Source organism: Pseudomonas entomophila, assembly GCF_013523165.1.
Taxonomy (GTDB): Bacteria; Pseudomonadota; Gammaproteobacteria; order Pseudomonadales; family Pseudomonadaceae; genus Aquipseudomonas; species Aquipseudomonas entomophila_A.
In genome coordinates this window covers 127745-134671 of sequence record NZ_JAAMQI010000011.1, presented here as the reverse complement: position 1 = coordinate 134671, position 6927 = coordinate 127745, and the positions used below count along the sequence as shown (strand labels likewise).

7 protein-coding genes are annotated in these 6927 nt (G+C 65.7%); 2 read left to right on the top strand and 5 right to left on the bottom strand.

Features of this window, described 5'->3' with window-relative positions:
• Positions 1 to 346: 346 nt before the first annotated feature.
• Positions 347 to 1384 (bottom strand): NADP(H)-dependent aldo-keto reductase, encoded by a 1038-nt coding sequence (locus tag G7Z99_RS11390; protein WP_181093850.1) that lies wholly within the window; start codon positions 1382 to 1384, stop codon positions 347 to 349.
• Between the two features lie 248 nt (positions 1385 to 1632).
• Between G7Z99_RS11390 and G7Z99_RS11385 the strand changes: the two genes are divergently transcribed.
• Positions 1633 to 2148: an MgtC/SapB family protein gene (locus G7Z99_RS11385; RefSeq protein ID WP_375139149.1), complete on the top strand. Its 516-nt coding sequence runs from the start codon at positions 1633 to 1635 to the stop codon at positions 2146 to 2148.
• Between the two features lie 513 nt (positions 2149 to 2661).
• Here the strand turns inward: G7Z99_RS11385 and G7Z99_RS11380 are convergent.
• The 3 genes from G7Z99_RS11380 to acuI all read right to left on the bottom strand — a co-directional run bounded on the left by G7Z99_RS11380 (position 2662) and on the right by acuI (position 5064).
• Positions 2662 to 3582 carry a hydroxymethylglutaryl-CoA lyase gene (locus tag G7Z99_RS11380; protein ID WP_181093846.1) on the bottom strand — a complete coding sequence of 307 codons (921 nt, stop codon included), beginning with the start codon at positions 3580 to 3582 and terminating at the stop codon, positions 2662 to 2664.
• Positions 3583 to 3600: 18 nt separating this feature from the next.
• Positions 3601 to 3999 (bottom strand): MerR family transcriptional regulator, encoded by a 399-nt coding sequence (locus G7Z99_RS11375; protein WP_181093844.1) that lies wholly within the window; start codon positions 3997 to 3999, stop codon positions 3601 to 3603.
• Between the two features lie 81 nt (positions 4000 to 4080).
• Positions 4081 to 5064, bottom strand: a complete 984-nt coding sequence (gene acuI, locus G7Z99_RS11370) for an acrylyl-CoA reductase (NADPH) (RefSeq protein ID WP_181093842.1) — start codon at positions 5062 to 5064, stop codon at positions 4081 to 4083.
• Between the two features lie 151 nt (positions 5065 to 5215).
• Between acuI and G7Z99_RS11365 the strand changes: the two genes are divergently transcribed.
• The gene (locus tag G7Z99_RS11365) at positions 5216 to 5947 is read left to right on the top strand and encodes a hypothetical protein (protein ID WP_181093840.1); all 732 of its coding nucleotides are present in this window, start codon (positions 5216 to 5218) and stop codon (positions 5945 to 5947) included.
• A gap of 3 nt (positions 5948 to 5950) precedes the next feature.
• On the opposite strand, the gene G7Z99_RS11360 is transcribed toward G7Z99_RS11365, so the two are convergent.
• Positions 5951 to 6832, bottom strand: a complete 882-nt coding sequence (locus G7Z99_RS11360; protein WP_181093838.1) for an alpha/beta hydrolase — start codon at positions 6830 to 6832, stop codon at positions 5951 to 5953.
• Between the last annotated feature and the right edge of the window lie 95 nt (positions 6833 to 6927).

Here is a 6927-nt window from a genome sequence, read left to right as displayed (position 1 = left end):
TCTACAATGCGGGCTCGATGCCCTAGGAGCGGCTCTGCTTCATGGCCTTCCCTCGATGATCAGTCGAGAACTTTGGCCTGCAATGAGGCAAAAGTCGAGATACAAGGAGCGGCCCCTGTGCCGCGATCGGCCCCACAGGGGCCGTAAAGCCAGCGATCCGGTTGCGAAAGTTGACCCGAACAGGTTCAACGACCCGCCGCCTGTGTCTCGGCTGGCGCTATCACCCGCTCACTCCCTCGAGCGGCCGAGCGAGTTGCCACTGCATGGAGGGAGCACCGACCCCTCCATCTGGAAGAACAGTACCGCCCGCCACACAAGCGGCGCCGACACCTGACGCTTCAGCCACTCACGGCGCGGGGTTGGGCTGCTCGACGTGAATGGCTTCCAGCGCCTGTACCAGCTCGGCATCCAGCGTCAGGTCGATGCTCGCCAGGTTGTGCTTCAACTGCTCCAGGGTCGTGGCGCCGATGATGTTGCTGGTCACGAACGGCCGGCTGGTGACGAAGGCCAGCGCCAGTTGCGCCGGGTCCAGCCCCTGTGCGCGGGCCAGTTCGACGTAGCGCTGCGCGGCGGCTTCGGCCTGGGGATTGGTGTAGCGCTGGAACCGTTCGAACTGGGTCAGGCGTGCCCCGGCCGGCCGTGCGCCGTCGAGGTACTTGCCGCTGAGCACCCCGAACGCCAGGGGCGAGTAGGCCAGCAGACCGATCTGTTCGCGCAGGGCGATTTCCGCCAGGCCGACTTCGAACGTGCGGTTGAGCAGGTTGTACGGATTCTGGATCGACACGGCACGCGGCCAGCCGCGGCTCTCGGCCAGGTGCAGGAAGCGCATCGTGCCCCACGGCGTTTCGTTGGACAGCCCGATATGGCGAATCTTGCCGGCCTTGACCAGCTCGTCGAGCACTTCGAGGGTGTCTTCGATCGCCACGAACGAATCGTCGGGGTCGTGGGTGAAGCCCAGTTGGCCGAAGAAGTTGGCCTTGCGGTCCGGCCAGTGCAGTTGGTAGAGGTCCAGGTAATCGGTCTGCAGCCGCTGGAGGCTGTCTTCCAGGGCCTTGACGATGTTGGCGCGGTTCAGGCGCGGATTGCCGTCGCGAATGTGCGGCATGCGTCCGGGCCCGGCGACCTTGCTGGCCAGCACCCAGTCGCCCCGGTCGCCATACTGGCGGAAATACTCGCCGATGATGCGCTCGGTGCTGCCATAGGTATCGCCGTTGGGCGGCACGGGGTACATCTCGGCCGTGTCCAGGAAGTTGACCCCGGCGTCCTTGGCCAGGCGGATCTGTTCGAAGGCCTCGGCCTGGGTGTTCTGTTCACCCCAGGTCATGGTGCCCAGGGCGATGGCGCTGACCTGTAGGGAAGTGCGTCCGAGAGGGCGTCGTTGCATGCGGTGCTCCGTGACGAGGATCGAGGAAAAGGACAGTGTCAGACCTGCGTGCGGCGCGGGTGTTCGGGCCTTGTCCATACGCGTGGACCTAGACGTTGCCACTGGCGTCGGTCGTTTGGCAAGCACGCACACCGTCTGCCAACGCCTCCCGCTTGGTCGGGACGCCACCTCGAGGGCACTCCTGTCGCCCACAGGCAGTCCATGGTTAGACATGGGCCTGCCAGGAGAACACCTCGATGGACGCAGTGCTGGACGCGATCGGCGACACCCTCGAAGCCGAGTTCGCCGACCTGGCCGACGTGGAGCAGGTCACGCGCATCCTGGTCAGGCTGCTGATGGCGGCGCTGCTGGGCGCCGTGCTGGGGCTGGAGCGTGAAAGTAAGGGCAAGTCGGCCGGTGTGCGCACGCACATGCTGGTATCGCTGGGCGCCGCGCTGTTCGTGCTGGCGCCGAACATGGCCGGTGCCGATGCCCAGGCCATGAGCCGCGTCATCCAGGGGATCGTCGCCGGCATCGGCTTTCTGGGCGCCGGAACCATCCTCAAGGGCAATGGCCGCGAGACCAGTCACGTGAAAGGGCTGACGACCGCGGCCGGCCTGTGGATGACCGCTGCGATCGGAACGGCGGCTGGCATGGGGCGTGAGGCGACGGCGCTTGTAAGCACGCTGATGGCCTTGCTGGTGCTGCACAGCATGCCGGTGTTGGTCGATCGGATCGAGGTGAGGTCCGAGCGCAAGGCCCGTGAGGAAGAAGAAAGCGATTGAGCGCATAGCACGAGGGGGAGCCTGAGCTCCCCCTCGAAATGATGCTGCGTGCTCTTGTTATTATCGAGGACCGGCCTGTTGTTGTGATTGTCAGCCATGTCTCGGTGCCGCGAACGACCCCCATCCGGGGTCAAGAGCAAACGTATTTTTTTGAGCGCTGACCTGCAATTGCCTGCGAGCCTGAACCCGACCGTCACTACCTCGAGGTAGTCTTGTTGTTCTGTGTCGGTTGACCTGCCGTGCACATCGACTTCAAAAAAATCTGCTTGCTGCGTCTCTGCCGTGTTGTTCTTGTTATGTCAGAACCGCTGCCTGTTATTGTTATTGGGTGTCGCGCTTGTTGTTCTTGTTGTTCTTGTTGTGCGTAAGAGATAGCAGATGCCGTGCCAACTTTAATTAATGCTTTAAAAACAATGAGTTATGAAGACGTGCGCACGGCGGTCGTCAAAAATAGGTACCCAATTGTTTCCCTGTTACCCGTTTCGCCGACGGTCCGTGGCACTGCGGTAACACTCAACCGCCGTCGACGGTGACAGATGCCTGCTGCCGTGCCCGTGCGACGCGTGACCCATTGGCGCGCGCCAAGACATCGCTGATGCGTTGGCCTGCGGCGATCAGCAGGTCGAGGTCGATGCCCGTGTCGATCCCCAGCCCCTGCAGCAGATAGACCAGGTCTTCGGTCGAGACATTGCCCGTGGCGCCACGGGCGTAGGGGCAGCCACCCAGCCCGGCCACCGACGCATCGAAGACCGCGATGCCTTCCAGCAGGCTGGCGTAGACGTTGGCCACGGCTTGGCCGTAGGTGTCATGGAAATGCCCTGCCAAGACCTCGCGGGGCACGGCGCCCGCCACCTGGTCGAACAGCCTGCGCGTGGCGCCCGGTGTGCCGACGCCCAGGGTGTCGCCCAGCGACACCTCGTGGCAGCCCATCTGGTACAGCGCACGGGCCACCGGCAGTACCTGTTCAGGGCTGACCGTGCCCTCGTAGGGGCAACCTAGCACGCAGGACACGTAGCCGCGCACCCGTACCCGGTGCGCCTTGGCCGCTACCAGGATCGGCTCGAAACGGGCCAGGCTCTCGCTGATCGAGCAGTTGATGTTGCGCTGGGAGAAGGTTTCCGAAGCGGCGGCGAACACGGCCACTTCCTCGACACCCGCCGCCAGCGCGTCTTCGAACCCACGCAGGTTGGGCGCCAGGGCGGCGTAGGTGACCCCTGGTGTGCGCGTCAGGCCCGCGAACACCTCGGCCGAACCGGCCATCTGTGGCACCCACTTGGGCGACACGAAACTGCCGACCTCGATGTAGCGCAGGCCGGCCGCGCTGAGGTCGTCGACCAGGCGGATCTTGTCGGCCACCCCGATGGGGCGCGCCTCGTTCTGCAGACCGTCGCGTGGGCCGACTTCGACCACGCGGACATGCGTCGGTAATGACATGAGGAACTCCTGTTCGGCTCAGGGGGCGCTGGAATGGGCGAGGGTGGTGGCCAGCGCCTGCTCGCAGCGCTCCTGGGCCACGTCCAGTTCGATCTGCATCTGCTGGATGTCGAGCATCTGCTGCTCGAGCTGCTCGCGGCGCTCGTCGATCTTGGCCAGCATGCTTTCGAGTTGCTTGCGGTTGCCACTGCTGGGGTCGTACAGGGCGATCAGTTCGCGGCATTCGGCGATCGAGAAGCCAATGCGCTTGCCGCGCAGGATCAGCTTCAAGGTGACCTTGTCACGGGGCGAATAGATGCGCTCCTGACCCCGGCGCGTGGGGCTCAGCAGGCCTTGCTCTTCATAGAAGCGGATGGCGCGGGTGGTGATGTCCAGTTCGCGCGACAGGTCGGAAATGCTGTAGGTCTGATCGCTCATGGGAAAGCTCGCCGAGAAGATCCGTTACGCTAGCGTCATGTTGACGTGCACGTCAACATGACGGGTGGGTCAGCGCATCGCTCAGCGGTTCACGTCCACCACCAGGCGGCCGCGCACCTGTCCTGCCAGCAGGTGCTGCGCCTGCTCCAGTGCCTCGCTCAGCCCGATCGACCGAGTGATCAGGTCCAGTTGCGCCCGGTCCAGCACGTCGTCCAGCCGCTGCCATGCCTCGACCCGCCGTGCGTAAGGCTGGGTAACACTGTTGATGCCCAGCAGGCTCACGCCGCGCAGGATGAACGGCGCCACCGAGGCGGGGAAGTCCATGCCCTGGGCGAGCCCGCAGGCCGCCACCAGCCCCTCGGGCCGGGTCCCGGCGCAGACGTTGGCCAGGGTGTGGCTGCCCACCGAGTCGATCGCCGCCGCCCAGCGCTCCTTGCCCAGCGGCTTGCCCGGCATCGACAGCTCGCTGCGCGCCATGACCTCGGTGGCGCCGAGGGTGCGCAAATACTCGGCCTCCTCGGGGCGGCCCGTCGCCGCGATCACCGAATAACCTGCCTGGGCGAGCAGGCTCACGGCAAAACTGCCGACCCCACCGCTGGCCCCGGTGACCAGCACCGGCCCCTGATCGGGCGTGAGGCCATGACGCTCCAGGGCCATCAGGCACAGCATCGCGGTATACCCGGCGGTACCGACCGCCATGCACTGGCGCTCGTTCAGCCCGGCGGGCAGCGGCACCAGCCAGTCGCCGTCGAGCCGCGCGCGCTGGGCCAGCCCGCCCCAATGGCGTTCTCCCACGCCCCAGCCGTTGAGCACGACACGGTCGCCGGCGCGCCAGTCCGGGTGATCGCTCCGCTCGACGGTGCCTGCCAGGTCGATGCCCGGCACCATCGGAAACTGCCGCACCACCGGGCTCTGGCCAGTGATTGCCAGCGCATCCTTGTAGTTGAGGGTGCTGTAGGCCACGCGTACGGTGACCGTGCCGGGTGGAAGCTGGTCGTCGTCGAGGTCGGTGACCTGCGCGTGCTGCCCTTGCGCGGCCTTGTCGATCAGGATTGCCTTGAACATCTGTCTCTCCTCTGTGAACGCGGGTTGCCCTGTCAGCGGCCCAGGATGGGGCGAAATGCCTGGCGTGACTGCACTTTTCCGGGCTTCGCGGTTCTATGCATGGCCAGGTCGCGCCGATCCCCGGCGCGCCGCTGACTGTCGATCCTGTCTCATGGCTGTTCGTTCGTCCAACCGTATCCGCCTGCTGCTGCTGGCCAGCCTGGGCCTGTGCCTTGCCGCCTGCAGCCATTCCTCGGGCCGTGGCCTGGCCGCGCAGCTGAGCGAAGGCACCCCGCGCGAGTTCTTCCAGACCAGTGTCGACCGCATGGCCACGCTGGCGATGCGCGACAACCTGCGCAGCCTGTACCGGCTGATGAACAAGCTGTACCTGCGCAATCCCAACCAATGGAAACTGTCAGGCTATGTGGATGCCGAGACCGCCGAACGGCAGATCCGCCTGGCCATCGAGCAGCGCCAGCCGTTGCCGCAACTGGGCCAGCGCCGCGACCTCGCGGCCTTGAGCTACGCGCTCGATCCCGATTTTCGCGGTGACCGGGTCGGGGCGTTCATCTATGCGATCGGCAGCATGCTGGTCACCGCCCACGGCGGACGCACCGAGTTCTTCATGACCGACGCCATCGACCCGCTGTTCGTCAGCAACGCGGCGCGCAACATCGAGAAGGCCACCTGGATGCTCAGCCAGCGGCAGGACGCCGATGGGGTGCTGTTGCTGTTTTCCAACGAGATCTCCGAGGAAGGCAGCAACCTGAGCTTTGCCGTGGGCTTTGGCAAGATCGTCGCGCGCCTCGACCTGTTGGCCGAGATGCTCGACGAACGTTACCGGCGCATCGGCCTCAATTATGCCCAGAGCCTGCTGTTCATGAACTTCCTGCCGGTGCAGTGACGGTCACAGCAGCGCGTCGATCGCCTGTCGATAACGGGCACCGGCGATGCGCATGCTGTCGATGTGACCAGCGCCAGGCACCAGCAGCAGGGTCTTGGGCTGTGGCGCCGCCTCGAACAGGGCCTGGCTGAAGCGTGGCGGCACGTAGCGGTCGTTCAGGCCATGCACCACCAGCAGGGGCATGCCGAGTGCCGGGATCTTGTCGAGCGAGTCGAATTTCTGCGACAGCAGCCAGCGCACCGGCAGGCTGGTGTTGGCGACCACCCCGGCGATGTCGCCGAGCGACGTGAAGGTCGACTCCAGGATCAGCCCGCGGGCCGGCATCGGGCTGGCCGACTGGCGCGCCCGTTGCGACAGGTCGGTGGCCAGGTCCACGGCGATCGCGCCGCCCAGCGAGTGGCCGAAGATCAGCCGCTTGGCAGGGTCCGGTTGCAGTTCGGTAAGGCGCGCCCAGGCGATGCGTGCGTCTTCGTAGACCGTGGCTTCCGAAGGCAGGTCGCCGCGGCTCTGGCCGAAGCCGCGGTAGTCGACGGCCAGGACCGAATAGCCCATGGCGTGCAGTTGCTCGATGCGAAACAGTTGGCCGGTCAGGTTCCAGCGCACCCCGTGCAGGTAGAGAATGGCGGGTGCGTTGGCGCGCTTGGCCGGCCACCACCAGGCATGCAGGCTCTGTTGCTGGTCGAAGCTCGGTGCGCGCAGGTCGAGCTCCTGCACGCCGGCCGGCAGACCGTGGAACCAGCTGGCCTGGCCCGGCTCGATGCGAAACACCAGCTCGCGTTCCTTGTGTTGCAACACGCTGCAGCCGGCGGGTAGCGCCACGGCCAGGACCAGCGCCAGTGCGCCGAACAGCCAGCGGCGCCGGGTGATGGGAAAAGCCTTGGGCATCGTAGGTTCCAGTGCAAGGAAAGAATGCCCTGTTTAACAGATCGACCCCGCCAAGGGCAGGCCGGCGGTCGAATGATCGCCGCGCCATGGTTGCA